Origin of the sequence: Streptomyces sp. SAJ15, assembly GCF_007595705.1 — a bacterium.
Taxonomy (GTDB): Bacteria; Actinomycetota; Actinomycetes; order Streptomycetales; family Streptomycetaceae; genus Streptomyces.
Map to the genome: position 1 here is coordinate 233,124 of NZ_NISY01000007.1, position 14,429 is coordinate 247,552.

General features: G+C 73.6%; 17 protein-coding genes. 5 read left to right on the top strand and 12 right to left on the bottom strand.

What is annotated here, in order from left to right; genetic code table 11:
- Nucleotides 1–6 precede the first annotated feature (6 nt).
- Nucleotides 7–396 (bottom strand): phosphoribosyl-AMP cyclohydrolase, encoded by a 390-nt coding sequence (gene hisI / locus CD790_RS20160; protein WP_144384675.1) that lies wholly within the window; start codon nt 394–396, stop codon nt 7–9.
- Between the two features lie 84 nt (nt 397–480).
- Here hisI and CD790_RS20165 point away from each other — a divergent pair, with 84 nt between their 5' ends.
- Both CD790_RS20165 and CD790_RS20170 read left to right on the top strand, forming a co-directional pair.
- Nucleotides 481–1,401, top strand: a complete 921-nt coding sequence (locus tag CD790_RS20165; protein WP_186319138.1) for a hypothetical protein — start codon at nt 481–483, stop codon at nt 1,399–1,401.
- Nucleotides 1,402–1,447: 46 nt separating this feature from the next.
- On the top strand, nt 1,448–2,080 hold the full coding sequence (locus CD790_RS20170) for a TIGR03085 family metal-binding protein (protein WP_144384677.1): 633 nt from the start codon (nt 1,448–1,450) through the stop codon (nt 2,078–2,080).
- 142 nt (nt 2,081–2,222) lie between these two features.
- Here the strand turns inward: CD790_RS20170 and hisF are convergent, their stop codons facing one another.
- From hisF to hisD, 8 genes are read right to left on the bottom strand one after another with little or no spacing between them, the layout of a single operon-like run.
- On the bottom strand, nt 2,223–3,005 hold the full coding sequence (gene hisF, locus CD790_RS20175) for an imidazole glycerol phosphate synthase subunit HisF (RefSeq protein ID WP_144384678.1): 783 nt from the start codon (nt 3,003–3,005) through the stop codon (nt 2,223–2,225).
- A 44-nt stretch (nt 3,006–3,049) separates the two neighbouring features.
- Complete coding sequence (locus CD790_RS20180; RefSeq protein WP_144384679.1) at nt 3,050–3,454, bottom strand: RidA family protein; 405 nt, start codon at nt 3,452–3,454, stop codon at nt 3,050–3,052.
- Complete coding sequence (priA, locus tag CD790_RS20185; protein ID WP_144384680.1) at nt 3,451–4,194, bottom strand: bifunctional 1-(5-phosphoribosyl)-5-((5-phosphoribosylamino)methylideneamino)imidazole-4-carboxamide isomerase/phosphoribosylanthranilate isomerase PriA; 744 nt, start codon at nt 4,192–4,194, stop codon at nt 3,451–3,453. The genes CD790_RS20180 and priA overlap by 4 nt, the downstream gene beginning before the upstream one ends.
- Nucleotides 4,194–4,829 carry an imidazole glycerol phosphate synthase subunit HisH gene (gene hisH / locus CD790_RS20190; protein ID WP_144384681.1) on the bottom strand — a complete coding sequence of 212 codons (636 nt, stop codon included), beginning with the start codon at nt 4,827–4,829 and terminating at the stop codon, nt 4,194–4,196. Before hisH ends, priA begins: the two co-directional genes overlap by 1 nt.
- Nucleotides 4,826–4,990 (bottom strand): hypothetical protein, encoded by a 165-nt coding sequence (locus CD790_RS34730; protein WP_186319139.1) that lies wholly within the window; start codon nt 4,988–4,990, stop codon nt 4,826–4,828. Before CD790_RS34730 ends, hisH begins: the two co-directional genes overlap by 4 nt.
- A gap of 5 nt (nt 4,991–4,995) precedes the next feature.
- Nucleotides 4,996–5,589, bottom strand: coding sequence for an imidazoleglycerol-phosphate dehydratase HisB (gene hisB / locus CD790_RS20195; protein ID WP_144384682.1), 594 nt, complete (start codon nt 5,587–5,589; stop codon nt 4,996–4,998).
- On the bottom strand, nt 5,586–6,710 hold the full coding sequence (locus CD790_RS20200; protein WP_144384683.1) for a histidinol-phosphate transaminase: 1,125 nt from the start codon (nt 6,708–6,710) through the stop codon (nt 5,586–5,588). Before CD790_RS20200 ends, hisB begins: the two co-directional genes overlap by 4 nt.
- Complete coding sequence (gene hisD, locus CD790_RS20205; RefSeq protein WP_144384684.1) at nt 6,707–8,032, bottom strand: histidinol dehydrogenase; 1,326 nt, start codon at nt 8,030–8,032, stop codon at nt 6,707–6,709. Before hisD ends, CD790_RS20200 begins: the two co-directional genes overlap by 4 nt.
- A 189-nt stretch (nt 8,033–8,221) precedes the next feature.
- Here hisD and CD790_RS20210 point away from each other — a divergent pair, with 189 nt between their 5' ends.
- From CD790_RS20210 to ybaK, 3 genes are all read left to right on the top strand, one after another.
- Complete coding sequence (locus tag CD790_RS20210) at nt 8,222–9,829, top strand: oxidoreductase (RefSeq protein WP_144384685.1); 1,608 nt, start codon at nt 8,222–8,224, stop codon at nt 9,827–9,829.
- Nucleotides 9,830–9,909: 80 nt separating this feature from the next.
- Nucleotides 9,910–10,650 (top strand): LON peptidase substrate-binding domain-containing protein, encoded by a 741-nt coding sequence (locus CD790_RS20215; RefSeq protein ID WP_144384686.1) that lies wholly within the window; start codon nt 9,910–9,912, stop codon nt 10,648–10,650.
- A 24-nt stretch (nt 10,651–10,674) separates the two neighbouring features.
- Nucleotides 10,675–11,184, top strand: coding sequence for a Cys-tRNA(Pro) deacylase (gene ybaK, locus CD790_RS20220; RefSeq protein ID WP_144384687.1), 510 nt, complete (start codon nt 10,675–10,677; stop codon nt 11,182–11,184).
- A 385-nt stretch (nt 11,185–11,569) separates the two neighbouring features.
- On the opposite strand, the gene CD790_RS20225 is transcribed toward ybaK, so the two are convergent.
- The 3 genes from CD790_RS20225 to CD790_RS20235 all read right to left on the bottom strand — a co-directional run bounded on the left by CD790_RS20225 (nt 11,570) and on the right by CD790_RS20235 (nt 14,239).
- On the bottom strand, nt 11,570–12,232 hold the full coding sequence (locus tag CD790_RS20225; protein ID WP_144384688.1) for a DUF2567 domain-containing protein: 663 nt from the start codon (nt 12,230–12,232) through the stop codon (nt 11,570–11,572).
- 61 nt (nt 12,233–12,293) lie between these two features.
- On the bottom strand, nt 12,294–13,124 hold the full coding sequence (locus tag CD790_RS20230; RefSeq protein WP_144384689.1) for an ABC transporter permease: 831 nt from the start codon (nt 13,122–13,124) through the stop codon (nt 12,294–12,296).
- A 134-nt stretch (nt 13,125–13,258) separates the two neighbouring features.
- Entirely contained in the window at nt 13,259–14,239 is a 981-nt protein-coding gene (locus CD790_RS20235; RefSeq protein WP_144384818.1) for an ABC transporter ATP-binding protein, read from the bottom strand.
- Nucleotides 14,240–14,429: the final 190 nt, after the last annotated feature.

Sequence of the window (14,429 nt, forward strand, 5' to 3'; positions counted from 1 at the left end):
CGGAGCCTACTGCCCCAACGGCAGTCGGTCGGAATCGAAACAGGTGCGGTCGCCGGTGTGGCAGGCCGCGCCGACCTGGTCGACCTTGACCAGGAGGGTGTCGGCGTCGCAGTCGAGCGCCACGGACTTCACGTACTGCACATGGCCCGAGGTGTCGCCCTTGACCCAGTACTCCCCGCGGCTGCGGCTCCAGTAGGTGCAGCGGCCGGTGGTGAGGGTGCGGTGCAGCGCCTCGTCGTCCATCCAGCCGAGCATCAGCACCTCACCGGTGTCGTACTGCTGGGCGATGGCGGGAACGAGCCCGTCGGCGTTGCGCTTGAGGCGGGCGGCGAGGGCCGCGTCCAGGGCCGAGGGGCGGTCGGCGCGGCGGTCTGCGGGGCGGTCGGTGCCGGTCATGCGCCCATTCTGCCTCGCACCGCGGCGCCGATGGAGCGTCAGCCCGATGGCTGGACTGTCGGCGGCATGCGGCATGCTTCGGCCATGACCTTTCCGCCTCCGCCGAACCAGCCCGACCCCTCCGCGAACGGCGGTGGGTTCGGGCCGCCGCAGCAGGGCTTCGGGCCCCCCGTCCCCCCGGGCACCCCTCAGGCCGCCCCGCAGGGCGGCTTCGGCGCGTTCGGCCCCAGCGGCTCGGGCCCGGGGGGACCGACCCCGGGCGGGCCGGGTCCCTACGGGCCGGTGCCGCCCGGTCCGGGTGGCCCGGGGGCCTTCGGTCCCCCGCCTCCGCCGGCCCGTCGCGGGCGGAAGCTCGCCCTGGTGGTCGGCGCGGCGGCGGCCGTGGCGCTGATAGCCGGCGGCGTGGTGGTGGCCACGACCGGCGGTGACGACGACGGCGACAAGAAGAAGACGGCCCAGGGCACGCCCGGCGCGACGACCGGCTCCGCCGCGCCCACCCCCTCCGCCGGCCCCTCGTCCTCGTCCGCGGCCCCCTCCCCGTCCGGCGCGGAGGACCCCGGCAAGGGCGCCCCGGTGGGCGGCGGCGCGGACTCGCCGAGCGGCTCCCCCTCGGCCTCGTCCTCCGCCTCGCCGAGCGACCTGGTGCCGTACGTGGTCCTCAAGCCGGGCCAGTGCTTCGACCACCCGGGGCTCTCCAGCGGCGTGACCAAGGTCGAGATCCGGTCGTGCGACAGCCCGCACGACGGCGAGGTGATCGCCAACGAGACGCTGACCGGCACCTTCGCCACCGACAAGGAGATCCAGGACAAGGCGCTCGCGCTGTGCCGGGTGGACGCCGAGAAGCGGATGAAGAGCATTCCGCGGAGCAGCTCGACGTACTACTACTACGCGCTGTACCCGGCGCGGGCGACCTACACCTTCCAGGGCTCGAACCAGGTCTCCTGCTCCCTCACCCTCAGCGGCAAGGTGGACGGCCCGAAGCTGTCCAAGCCGCTCCCCGGGTAGCCGCGGCGCCGTGGCAGGGCGGGGAGGGCGGCCGTACGCTGACCGTATGTCGACGCACGCGAAGCGCGAACGTCTGCTCCTCGCGGACCTCTTGGAGAGCGTGGGGCCCGAGGCCCAGACGCTCTGCGAGGGCTGGACCGCGCGCGACCTCGCGGCCCATGTGGTGGTGCGGGAGCGCCGCGCGGACGCCACCCCGGGCATGCTGTTCAAGGCGCTGAAGGCCCGCACGGAGCAGGTGCGCGAGGAGTTCGCGGAGAAGCCGTACGAGGAGCTGCTCCAGCTCATCCGCACCGGCCCGTCGCGGCTGTCCCCGTTCGCCCTCAAGCCGGTCGACGAGGCGGCGAACACCATCGAGTTCTATGTGCACGGGGAGGACGTCCGCCGTGCCCAGGCCGGCTGGGAGCCCCGCCCGATCGACCCGGTCTTCGCCGACGCCCTGTGGGCGCGGGTGGAGCGCATCGCCCGGCTCTTCGGCCGTCGCTCCCCCGTCGGCCTGGTGCTGCGCCGCCCGGACGGCCGCACCGTGGTGGCCCACCGCGGTCTCCCGGTGGTCACGGTCAGCGGTGAGCCCGGCGAGCTGGCGCTGTTCCTGTACGGCCGCCAGAACGCGGCCCGGGTCGAGGTGGACGGCGACAAGGAGGCGGTGTCCCGGCTGTACGAGGCCGAGCTGGGGCTCTGAGCGGGGCCGAACAGGCGCACGGGACGGCCCGGCTTCCGGAGGGCTCCGTGTCCGGAAGCCTCCGGCGCGCGGGACGCGCGGCACCGGCCGACTCCCGGGCGGGCCCGTCTTCGCCAAAGGCCGCGCCCGCCCGCGGCGGCGGTCAGCGGACCGGGTGGCCCGCCGCCCGCAGGGACTCCTTGACCTGGGAGATGCGCAGGTCGCCGAAGTGGAAGACGGAGGCGGCGAGCACCGCGTCCGCGCCGGCGGCGACCGCCGGGGCGAAGTGGCCGAGCTCGCCGGCGCCGCCGCTGGCGATGACCGGGACGGTGACGTGCTTGCGCACGGCCTCGATCATGGGGATGTCGTAGCCGTCCTTGGTGCCGTCGGCGTCCATGGAGTTCAGCAGGATCTCGCCGGCGCCCAGCTCGGCCGCGCGGTGGGCCCATTCGACGGCGTCCAGGCCGGTGCCGCGGCGGCCGCCGTGGGTGGTCACCTCGTAGCCGGACGGGGTGGCGGGAGCCCCGTCGGGCCCGGCGGCGCAGCGCCGGGCGTCGACCGAGAGCACGAGCACCTGACGGCCGAAGCGCTCGGCGATCTCGCGCAGCAGCTCGGGGCGCTCGATGGCGGCGGTGTTGACGCCGACCTTGTCCGCTCCGGCGCGCAGCAGCTTGTCCACGTCCTCGGCGGTGCGCACGCCGCCGCCGACGGTCAGCGGGATGAAGACCTGTTCGGCGGTGCGGCGCACCACGTCGTAGGTGGTCTCGCGGTTGCCGGAGGAGGCGGTGATGTCGAGGAAGGTCAGCTCGTCGGCGCCCTCCTCGCCGTAGATCCTGGCCATCTCCACGGGGTCGCCGGCGTCGCGCAGGTTCTGGAAGTTGACCCCCTTGACGACCCGGCCGTTGTCCACGTCCAGGCAGGGGATGACTCGGACCGCCAGGGTCATGAGGTTCAGGCTCGCTTTCTCCGCCGCGGCGGAACTTCCCCGCGTCAGCGGATCTTCTCCACGTCGCGGAACGCTTCTACTTCGACCTCCACCAGCACGCGCGAGTCGGCGAAGCGCGAGACCACGACCAGGGTCGCGGCCGGGCGCACCTCGCCGAAGAGCTCCTTGTGGGCGCGGCCGACCGCGTCCACGTCGCGCAGGTGGGTGAGGTACATGCGGGTACGGATGACGGAGTCGGCGCCGAGGCCGAACTCCTTGAGCGCGTCCAGGGCGTTGGTGAACGCCGACAGCGCCTGTTCGTACGGGTCCCCCTCGCCGTGCAGCACGCTGCCGGTGAAGGGCATCGTGCCGGCGACGAGGACCCGGTCGCCCGCCGCCACGGCGCGCGCGGATCCGATCGCCTCCTCCCAGGGGCTGTCGCTCTGCACACGTCGCACGGCATCGGTCATCGGGACACGGCCTCCAACGCCTCCTCCAAGGTGAACGCCTTGGCGTAGAGGGCCTTGCCGACGATGGCGCCTTCCACGCCCTCCGGTACCAGCGTGGCAAGAGCACGCAGATCGTCAAGGGACGAAACGCCGCCGGAGGCGACAACTGGCTTGTCGGTCGCGGCGCACACGTCGCGCAGCAGGTCCAGGTTGGGGCCCTGGAGGGTGCCGTCCTTGTTGATGTCGGTGACCACGTAGCGGGCGCAGCCCTCGGAGTCCAGCCGGGCCAGGGTCTCGTAGAGGTCGCCGCCGTCGCGGGTCCAGCCGCGGCCGCGCAGCGTGGTGCCGCGGACGTCCAGACCCACCGCGATCCTGTCGCCGTGGCGGGCGATGACGTCGGCGACCCACTCCGGGGTCTCCAGGGCCGCGGTGCCGAGGTTGACCCGGGTGCAGCCGGTGGCCAGGGCGGCCTCCAGCGTGTCGTCGTCGCGGATGCCGCCGGACAGCTCGACCTTGATGTCCATGGCGCTGGCGACCTCGGCGATCAGCTTCCGGTTGTCGCCGGTGCCGAAGGCGGCGTCGAGGTCGACCAGGTGCAGCCACTCGGCGCCGGCGCGCTGCCAGGCCAGGGCGGCCTCCAGCGGGGAGCCGTAGGAGGTCTCGGTGCCGGACTCGCCGTGCACCAGGCGGACGGCCTGGCCGTCGCGGACGTCGACGGCGGGGAGCAGTTCGAGCGTGGACGGCGAGGAGGTCTCGGGCATCAGAGGGTCTCGATCCAGTTGGTGAGCAGCTGGGCTCCGGCGTCGCCGGACTTCTCGGGGTGGAACTGGGTGGCCCACAGCGGGCCGTTCTCCACGGCGGCCACGAAGGGCTCGCCGTGGGTGGCCCAGGTCACCTTGGGGGCGCGGATGTGCGGGTTGCCGACCTCCAGCTCCCACTGGCGCACCGCGTAGGAGTGCACGAAGTAGTAGCGGGTGTCCGCGTCCAGGCCGGCGAAGAGGTAGGAGCCCTCGGCCGCCTTGACGGTGTTCCAGCCCATGTGGGGGACGACGGGGGCGCGCAGCGGCTCGACCGTGCCGGGCCACTCGTCGAGGCCCTCGGTCTCCACGCCGTGCTCGATGCCGCGGGCGAAGAGGATCTGCATGCCGACGCAGATGCCCATGACGGGCCGGCCGCCGGAGAGCCGACGCCCGATGAGCCAGTCGCCGCGGGCCTCGCGCAGCCCGCTCATGCAGGCGGCGAAGGCGCCGACGCCGGGGACCAGCAGTCCGTCGGCGGCGAGGGCCTTGTCGTAGTCACGGGTGATCTCGACGTCGGCGCCGACGTGCGCCAGGGCCCGCTCGGCGGAGCGGACGTTGCCGAATCCGTAGTCGAAGACGACGACTCGCTTGCTCACTGGAACGTCTCCAGTCGCAGCACGCCGGCGATGAGCGACATGCCGCCGCCGATGCCGAGCAGGACGATCACGCTCTTGGGCATCCCCTGCTTGACGAAGGAGTAGACGCCGCTGAGGAGGAAGATGCCGAGGACGATGAAGGCGGTGGAGAGGCCGTTCATGCTGGTTACAGAGCGCCCTTCGTGGACGGGAGGATGCCGGCCGCGCGGGGGTCCCGCTCGCTGGCGTAGCGCAGCGCGCGGGCCAGCGCCTTGAACTGGCATTCGACGATGTGGTGGGCGTTGCGCCCGTACGGGACGTGCACGTGCAGCGCGATCTGCGCCTGGGCGACGAAGGACTCCAGTATGTGCCGGGTCATCGTGGTGTCGTACGTGCCGATCATCGGCGCCATGTTCTCCGGCTCGCTGTGCACCAGGTACGGGCGGCCGGAGAGGTCCACCGTCACCTGGGCGAGCGACTCGTCCAGCGGCACCGTGCAGTTGCCGAACCGATAGATCCCGACCTTGTCGCCGAGTGCCTGCCTGAAGGCGGCGCCGAGCGCGAGGGCGGTGTCCTCGATGGTGTGGTGGGTGTCGATGTGCAGGTCGCCGTCGGTCTTGACGGTGAGGTCGAAGAGGCCGTGTCGGCCGAGCTGGTCGAGCATGTGGTCGTAGAAGCCGACCCCCGTCGACACGGACACTTCGCCCGTACCGTCGAGATCGATCTCGACCAGCACCGAGGTTTCCTTGGTGGTGCGCTCCACGCGACCCACGCGGTTCATGACGTGCTCTCTTTCATCAGGTCGCGCACCGCGGCGAGGAACGCGTCGTTCTCCGCCGGGGTGCCCGCGGTGACCCGCAGCCGGCCCGGCACTCCGTTGTCACGGACCAGGACGCCCCGGTCCAGCAGGCCCTGCCAGGCCGTGTGGGCGTCTGGGAACCGGCCGAACTGCACGAAGTTGGCGTCGGAGTCGGTGACCTCGCAGCCGAGGGCGCGCAGCTCCGTCACCAGGCGGTCGCGCTCCGCCTTGAGCTGCTCGACGTAGCCCAGCAGGGTGTCGGTGTGCTCCAGCGCCGCCAGCGCGGTGGCCTGGGTGACGGCGGACAGGTGGTAGGGCAGCCGCACCAGTTGGACGGCGTCGACCACCGCCGGGTCGGCGGCCAGGTAGCCGAGCCGGAGCCCGGCCGCGCCGAACGCCTTGGACATGGTCCGGGAGACGACGAGGTGGGGCCGGCCCTCGATCAGCGGCAGCAGCGAGGGCCGGTGGCTGAACTCGCCGTACGCCTCGTCCACGATCACCATCGACGGCTTGGCCGCCTGTGCCGCCTCGTACAGCGCCAGCACCGTCTCGGCGTCGACGGCCGTGCCGGTGGGGTTGTTGGGAGAGGTGACGAAGACGACGTCGGGGCGGTGCTCGGCGAGGGCGGCGCGCGCGGCCCGCACGTCGATGGTGAAGTCCTCGTTGCGCGGCCCGGAGATCCAGCCGGTGCCGGTGCCCCGCGAGATCAGCGCGTGCATGGAGTACGAGGGCTCGAAGCCGATCGCGGTGCGGCCGGGCCCGCCGAAGGTCTGCAGCAGCTGCTGGAGCACCTCGTTGGAGCCGTTGGCCGCCCAGACGTTGGCGGTCCGCACCGGGTGGCCGGCGGTGCGGCTCAGGTACTTCGCCAGCTCGGTGCGGAGCTCGACCGCGTCCCGGTCGGGGTAGCGGTTGAGGTGGCGGGCCGCCTCGGCGACCCGCTCGGCGATCCGGGCCACCAACGGCTCGGGCAGCGGATAGGGGTTCTCGTTGGTGTTCAGGCGCACGGGCACGTCGAGCTGGGGGGCGCCGTACGGGGACTTGCCGCGCAGCTCGTCCCGGATGGGGAGCGCGTCCCAGGGGGACGTGGATGGGTTGCGGGTCACTTGCTCTGCGGAACCTTCCCGTCGAACCTCGCCTTGACCGCGGCGCCGTGGGCGGGCAGGTCCTCGGCCTCGGCCAGCGTCACCACGTGTCCGGCGACCTCCGCCAGCGCCTCCCGCGAGTAGTCCACGACGTGGATGCCGCGCAGGAAGGACTGGACCGACAGGCCCGAGGAGTGGCAGGCGCAACCGCCGGTGGGCAGCACGTGGTTGGAGCCCGCGGCGTAGTCGCCGAGGGACACCGGGGAGTACGGGCCGACGAAGATCGCGCCGGCGTTGCGCACCCGCGCGGCCACGGCGGAGGCGTCGGCGGTCTGGATCTCCAGGTGCTCGGCGGCGTAGGCGTCGACGACGGCGAGGCCCTCGTCGAGGCCGTCGACCAGCACGATGCCGGACTGCCGGCCACTCAGCGCGGGCACGATCCGGTCCTCGACGTGGCGGGTGGCGGCGACCTGGACGGCCAGCTCCTTCTCCACGGCCGTCGCGAGCTCCTCGGAGTCGGTGACGAGCACCGAGGCGGCGAGCGGGTCGTGCTCGGCCTGGCTGATCAGGTCGGCGGCGACGTGCGCCGGGTCGGCGGTGTCGTCGGCGAGGATGGCGATCTCGGTCGGGCCGGCCTCGGCGTCGATGCCGATACGGCCCTTGAGCAGCCGCTTGGCGGCCGCCACCCAGATGTTGCCGGGCCCGGTGACCAGGTCGGCGGGGCGGCACTCGTCGGTGCCGTACGCGAACATGGCGATGGCCTGGGCGCCGCCCGCCGCGTACACCTCGTCCACGCCCAGCAGCGCGCAGGCCGCCAGGATGGTGGGGTGCGGCAGGCCGTCGAAGTCGGCCTGCGGGGGCGAGGCGACGGCCATGGAGCCGACGCCGGCCTCCTGGGCCGGGACCACGTTCATGACGACGGAGGAGGGGTAGACGGACCGGCCGCCCGGCACGTACAACCCGACCCGTCGCACCGGCACCCAACGCTCGGTCACCGTGCCGCCGGGCACGACGGTGACGGTGTGGTCGGTGCGCCGCTGCGCCCGGTGGACCAGCCGGGCGCGCCGGACGGACTCCTCCAGGGCGGCGCGCACCGCCGGGTCGAGCTCCTCCAGGGCGCGCTCGATCGCCTCGGCCGGCACCCGGACCCGGTCGATCGTCACGCCGTCGAAGCGCTCCGCGTACTCGATCAGCGCCGCTGTGCCGCGATGATGCACGTCGTCGCAGATGGGCCGCACCTTCTCCAGGGCGGCCTCGACGTCGAGCTCGGCACGGGGCAGCAGGTCGCGGTCGATCCCGTCCTGAGGGAAGGCGTCGCCACGCAGATCGATTCGGGAGATCACGCGGTCAATTGTCTCAGACCGCTTCCACGGGCCGGTCCCCCGTATCACTCATTGATACGCACCCCATAAGTTGATCCTGACCGCTGGCGTTCAACCGATTACTCAGCGGGAATGGGGATCCGTGCGGGTGTACGGAGACGGGTGACGGGCGTCCGGTCGGCGGACCGACGCCCGGGAGGGGAAACGGCTGTGACCGAGCCACACGACGGTGACCCGCCGGCGGGTCTGGACCTGACCACCCCGGAGTGGGGCATGTGGCAGGCGTTCCGCAACGGCAGCACCCTCGACCTGCGCACCCCGCACCCCCAGCGCAACGACCCGGCCGGCCCACACGCCTGGGGCCCGGAGCGGAGCGTGCGGGCCCGCGTGGTGGCGCTGCTGCTGCTGAGCAGCCCGCCGGCGCAGCCCGGCCGGGTCTCCGCGCTGAAGCTGAACGGGGTGCACATCACCGGCACCCTGGACCTGGCCGGCGGCTCCATCGCGCCCTACGTCGAGTTGCGCAACTGTCGCTTCGAGCAGGAGCTGCTGCTGCCCGAGAGCCGTTTCACCACGCTGCGGCTGGTCGGTTGCGCCATCCCCCGGGTCGAGGCGGCCCGGCTGCACACCGAGGGCGACCTGCATCTGCCGCGCTGCGTGATCGAGCAGGGCATCCGGCTCACCGACGCGCACATAGGCACCGATCTGCTGCTGAACCAGCTGGTGGTGCGGCGCGACCGGCGTGGTCGGTCGATCACCGCGGACGGGCTCACCGTCGGCCAGGACCTCCAGGCCGAGATGATCGAGTCATACGGGGAGCTGAGTCTGCGCGGCGCGAAGATCGGGGTGTCGCTGAGCCTGCGCGGCAGCCAGCTGCGCAACCCGTACGGGCGGCGGGCGCTCAACGCCCCGCAGTTGACCGTGGAGCGCACCCTGTACCTGACGGCGGCGGGGGTGAGCGGTTCGCCGTTCTCCAGCGGCTCCGGCTCCACCCCGCCGTACGGCACCGCCAACACGCCCACCCGCGGCACCCGCATCCAGCGCTTCGAGTGCGAGGGCGGGGTGCGGCTCGACGACGGCCGGTTCGGTGACGCGATCGACCTCGACCAGTCCCGCTTCATCCTGGAGAACGACCAGGAGCTGTCCCTGCGCCGGGTGCAGACCCCGGAGCTGCGGTTCCTGGGCGAGCGGCCGCGGCGCGGTCGGGTGATCCTCTCCGGCGCGAAGGTGGTCAACCTGGTCGACCGCTCGGTCAGCTGGCCGGGGCCCGGCGGCCTGGCGATGGCCGGCTTCGGCTACGAGAACCTCATCCCGCGCGGCCACTTCCCGCTCTCCCGCCGACTGGAGTGGGTGGCCGCCGCCACGCCCGAGTACGCCCCCGACCCGTACGAGATGCTGGCGAACGCGCTCCGGGCCAGTGGCGAGGACGCCGACGCGCGCGAGGTGCTGCTGGCCAAGCAGCGCCGCCGCCGCGAGACGCTCCCGATGGCCGGCAAGGGCTGGGGCTACCTCCAGGACTGGACGGTGGCGTACGGCTACCGGCCCGGGCGGGCGGCGGTGTGGATGGCGGTGCTGTGGGCGATCGGCACCTTCTTCTTCACCCGGCACCGCCCGGACGCGATCAAGCCGGGCGAGGCGCCGCACTGGAACGCGTACCTCTACACCCTGGACCTGCTGCTGCCCGTCATCGACCTGGGCCAGGACAGCTACTGGCGGCCGGACGGGCTGGGCCAGTGGGCGGCGGCGCTCTTAGTCCTGGTGGGCTGGATCCTGGCGACGACGGTGGCGGCGGGCGCCTCGCGGCTGCTGCGCCGGCAGTAGCCGGGGAGACGGCCGTCACCGCCGGGTTGTGACGGCTGGGGAAGGACCCCGCGGGCCTACGGCCATTAGGCTTACGCGTCGTGACGTCCGCCCGCCTTCCGCTCTTCCCGCTGAACACCGTGCTGTTCCCGGGTCTGGTGCTGCCCCTCAACGTCTTCGAGGAGCGCTACCGCGCCCTGGTGCGCGATCTCGCCGCGCTACCCGAGGAGGCGCCGCGCCGCTTCGGTGTGATCGCCATCCGCGACGGCCGGGAGGTCGCCCCGACCGCCCCCGGCCTACCGGACCCGACCGCGCCCACCCGCCGCGGCGCGGCGGCCGGCTTCGGCGCCGATCCCATGCTGGCCTTCCACGCCGTGGGCTGTGTGGCGGATGTTGCGACCATCCGGGAGCAGCGCGACGGCACCTACGAGCTCATCGCCACCGGCACCACCCGCTTCCGGCTGTTGTCCGTCGACGCCTCCGGTCCGTATCTGACCGGGGAGGTCGAGGAGTTGCCGGAGGAGCCGGGCGAGGGTGCCGGGGCGCTGGCCAACGGCGTGCTGCGGGCCTTCCGCACGTACCAGAAGCGACTGGCCGGGGCGCGCGAGTTGAGCCTGTCCGGCACCCAGGAGCTGCCCGACGAGCCGTCGGTGGTCTCCTATCTGGTCGCGGCCGCCGCGGTGCTCGACATCCCCGCCAAGCAGCGGCTGCTCCAGGCCCCGGACACCGCCTCCCGGCTGGCCGAGGAGCTGAAACTGCTGCGCGCCGAGACGGCGGTGATCGGTAAGCTCCCGTCGCTGCCCGCCGTGGAGCTGACGCGGCAGCCCACCAGCCCCAACTGACGACCCTCCGGAGGCGATCGCACCGTGGCCAGGAAGTCCAGGAAACAGAACGCCGGCTCCGGCGGCTCGACCCCGGCGACGGTCGCGCTGACGGCGGCGGGCACGGACTTCACGGTGCGCGCCTACGACCACGACCCGGCCGCCCCCTCGTACGGCGAGGAGGCCGCCGAGGCGTTGGGCGTGGATCCCTCGCGGGTCTTCAAGACGCTGATCGCCTCCGTCGACGACGCGCTGACGGTGGCGATCGTGCCCGTCTCCGCCTCGCTCGACCTCAAGGCGCTGGCGGCGGCGGTCGGCGGCAAGCGCGCCACCATGGCCGACCCGGCGGCCGCGGAGCGCACCACGGGCTACGTCCGGGGCGGGATCTCCCCCCTGGGCCAACGGAAGCGGCTGCCCACCGCGCTCGACGCCTCGGCGACCGGGCACCCCACGGTGTGCGTCTCGGCGGGCCGCCGCGGGCTGGAGGTCGAGCTCTCCCCCGCCGACCTGGCGGCCCTCACCGACGCGGTGGTCGCCCCCATCGCCCGCTTCTGAACGCCCCCGGACCCTGAACGCCCCCTCCCGGACCCTGGACGGTTCCGCCCGGCTCGGCTAGGTAGCAGAAGGGGACGCCGTCCGCGCGTCCCACCCGGGGAGGACCTGATGTCCAAGAAGACCCGCAAACGCCGCTGGCGCCTCAAGAAGGGCCGGGCCAACCACGGACGTCGCCCGGCGTAGCGCTCGCCGCGCGGGGCGCTCCGGGCGAGCGGTGACGCCTTGTTCGGCTGCGGTTCCGGTGAGCCCGGCGGGCCCGTGGGGTGATGTCGGACGACGCGTGTGCGAGCGCCGATGTCGGCTCGGCACCGCCGGGCTCCGCCGTCGGGCTTCTCGCCATCGCGGCGGAAGGGGGTGGCTGACCCGCTGCCGCGGAATGTGATCGTTACTTCTGGGGCTGCTCGGGCCGCTGGGACCATTCGGGGAAGGGTTCCGGGTCTCTCGGCCCGAAGAGGCCGGTGAGGGCCAGGTGGAAGCCCATGGCGGCGACGGGCCAGGCGAGCAGCGCGCCCTTGGCCTGGAGCTGGAGGGGGCCGTCGAAGGTCGCGCCCTTGCCGGCCTCCTTGGCGCTCTCCACCATGTCGGCGTTCGGGTCGAGCCAGAGGCCGACCTTCCAAGCGAGGTACGAGCCGAGCAGCGAGCCGACCGCCAGGCCGACCACCAGCGGAATGCCGCCGCGCCGCCGGAACCAGAAGACCGCCGCGGCGGTCACCAGGCCCATGCCGAGGCCGAGCAGCACGAAGGTGCCGTCGGCGCCGACCCGCTCCTCACCCTCGGCGTTCATCAGATAGATGTTCTGGCCGTCGGTGTACAGCGGCACGCGCGGCGCCAGCCACAGCCACAGCAGGCCCAGCAGCACCCCGGTGACCGCGACGGCCAGGCCGACCAGCGCGGCCTCCAGCACCTCGGCGCGCATCCCGCGCCCGTCCTCCGCCGCGGCCTGGTCCCCCGGGGCGGGCTCGGGGGTATGGGCGGCGTACGGGGTCTCGTCCCCGGCGGACTCCGGGCCGGGGGCGGGTTCGTCGTGCGGCGTCAACGGTGCGGTCACCCCGTCATCGTGCCAGGTGAGTGGCGTGGGCATGTCGGCAGGAGGGCCACTGTGTGTCGGGTCACCGCACCGCAGCCCGGCGGTAGGCCCAGGTGGCGGCGGCGAGCGAGACGACACCGACCCCCGCGCACACGCCCAGATCGGCACAGATCAGCAGCCAGTCGGGCCGCGCGTCGAAGGACCGGGCCAGCGCCTCCACACCGTACGTGGACGGCAGCAGATCGCGCGCGTACGACACCACCGCGGGCATCCGCTCCGCGGGCAGCACCCCCAGCAGCAGCACGGCGGACATGCCCAGCTGGCCGCAGAGGGTGGCCAGCTCCGGCCGTGGCGCGAACAGGCCGAGCGCGGCGCCCAGCCCGGCCAGGGCGGCACCGGAGAGCGGGATCACCACGGCGAGCACCCACAGGTGGCCGAGCGGCAGCCCGAAGAGCAGGCTGCCCGCCACCGCGGTGAACACCGTGCCGGGCACGGTGAAGGAGGCGTACGCCGCCGCCGCGCCGAGCACCACCGCGGCCGGGGGCACCGGCAGCGTCGCGTAGTGGTCGAGTCCGCCGCTGGCCCGCAGCTGGCCGAAGTACTGGGCCAGCAGGTTGAGCGCCACGAACGCCACCACCAGCACGCTGGAGCCGGCGACCACCGCGCGCGCCTCGCTGCCGCCGTCGACCACCCCGCGCATCAGGATCATGATCCCGACGGACTGGAAGGTGGCCACGAACAGCAGCGGGATGCGGGCCACCCGGGCCCGTGAGAGCTGCGCCCGGTAGACGGCGGCGAGGGAGGGCAGCAGCCGCGCCCGCGCCGCGAGCGGGGCGGCTTCGCGGGCGGCGCCGGCGCCGGACCGCGAACGGGTGCGGTCGCGGGGCGGGGCCTCCAGAGGCACGGCAGTCACGTTGCGCGGCTCCTCTTCAGTTCTTCCTCTTCGGTGCGGTCACTGCGGTCGGACGGGGCGGGGCCGGCGTGGCCGGGCACCCGGCACGGAGGTGTCGGCGGGCGCGCGGCGCGGGCCGCCCGCACGGCGGCGGGTCATGCCTTCACCAGCCCCTCCCTGCCCTCGGCGTGGCCGCCCAGCGCCAGGTAGACGTCCTCCAGGCTGGGCGTGGCGAGGGTGAAGTCGTCGAGCGCGGCGAAGGCCGGGCCGCCGGTCACGGCGGCGACGGCGGCGCGCGCCTCCTCCGGGGCGAGCCGCAGCAGCCAGCGCCGGCCGGACTCCCGCGCGCTGTCGCGCAGCGCGGCGACCTCCGGCACATGCAGCGGGGCGTCGGTGCGCCACACCAGCTCGACCCGTACCTCGTCGGCGACCAGCGCCTTGAGGCCGGCCGGGGTGTCGCAGGCGATGACCTTGCCGCGCTCCATGACGGCGACCCGGTCCAGGACGGTCTCGGCCTCGATGACGTTGTGGGTGACGAGCAGGACGGTGGTGCCGCGCTCGGCGCGGCGTCGGTCGATCGCGGTCCACACCGCGCGCCGCGCGATGGGGTCCATGCCGCTCGTCGGCTCGTCGAGCACCAGCAGGGGCCGCTCGCCGACCAGGGCCGCGGCCACGCACGCCAGCCGGCGCTGGCCGCCGGACAGCTTCTTCAGCGGCCGCCCGGCGATCTCCGTCAGCCCCAGCTCGTCCAGGACGGCGTCCCGCTCGGCGCGGGCCGCGCGCGCGTCCAGGCCGCGCAGCCGTCCGGTCGTCTCGGCCGCCAGCGAGACGGTCAGCTCGTCGAGCGCCGAGGACTCCTGTCCGAGGTATCCGACCAGGCGCGCCGCCCGCTCCGGGTGGCGTACGAGATCGTGGCCGAGCACCTCGACGCTGCCCTCGTCGGGCCGCAGGAGGCCCGTCAGCTGCCGTACGAGCGTCGTCTTTCCGGCCCCGTTGGGCCCCAGCAGTCCGAAGACCTCACCCCGCTCGACGGTGAGGTCCACTCCGTCGCTCGCCCGTACCGCCGGCGCCGCCGGCACCCCCCGACGCGAGCGCGCGGCTGGATAGGTCTTGACCAGGCCGCGCACGGTACACACCGCTTCGCCGCCCGCCACCTGTTTCGCGCCCGTCCTCACGAGCTACGAGGGTACGCGCCCTCACGTCGACGCTCGGCCTCGGGGCACGGATTCGGCTCACCTCATGACAGTTCGGCGCGCGCCGTGACGGACGATCGGGGGCGCCCCGAACCCGGACCGCCCCGTCGGGCCCGAGCGCCGGCCGTCCCTC